1 protein-coding gene and 1 rRNA gene are annotated in these 280 nt (G+C 38.6%); one reads left to right on the forward strand and one right to left on the reverse strand.

The features are described 5' to 3' along the window. Nucleotides 1–234 (forward strand): hypothetical protein (locus BAA9072_RS24400; RefSeq protein ID WP_230980997.1); only part of this gene is annotated, 234 nt, incomplete at its 5' end. Here BAA9072_RS24400 and BAA9072_RS24020 read toward each other — a convergent pair. After that, a 16S ribosomal RNA gene (locus tag BAA9072_RS24020) occupies nucleotides 224–280 on the reverse strand; the annotation flags it as partial. The genes BAA9072_RS24400 and BAA9072_RS24020 overlap by 11 nt on opposite strands.

Genomic DNA, 280 nt, shown 5'->3' on the forward strand with positions numbered 1-280 from the left:
TTAAAACCTAAAATGGCGATACTCGGTAATTTCTTGACTATCAATTTATCTTTATCTAGTTTTCAAAGAACAATCATTTGTCTCAGAAGAGACAGTATGGGTGGATATTTTGCTTGCGCAAAAATCCTTGATGGATGGTTATTTTGCTCTCGCAAAAACCTGGTTAAACCATCAAAACTGAACAAAACTTCGACTGTCAAACGTTTTAGTAAATCTTCCTTAGAAAGGAGGTGATCCAGCCGCACCTTCCGATACGGCTACCTTGTTACGACTTCACCCC

Origin of the sequence: Rossellomorea arthrocnemi (assembly GCF_904424705.1) — a bacterium.
In the GTDB taxonomy this organism is placed as follows: domain Bacteria; phylum Bacillota; class Bacilli; order Bacillales; family Bacillaceae_B; genus Rossellomorea; species Rossellomorea arthrocnemi.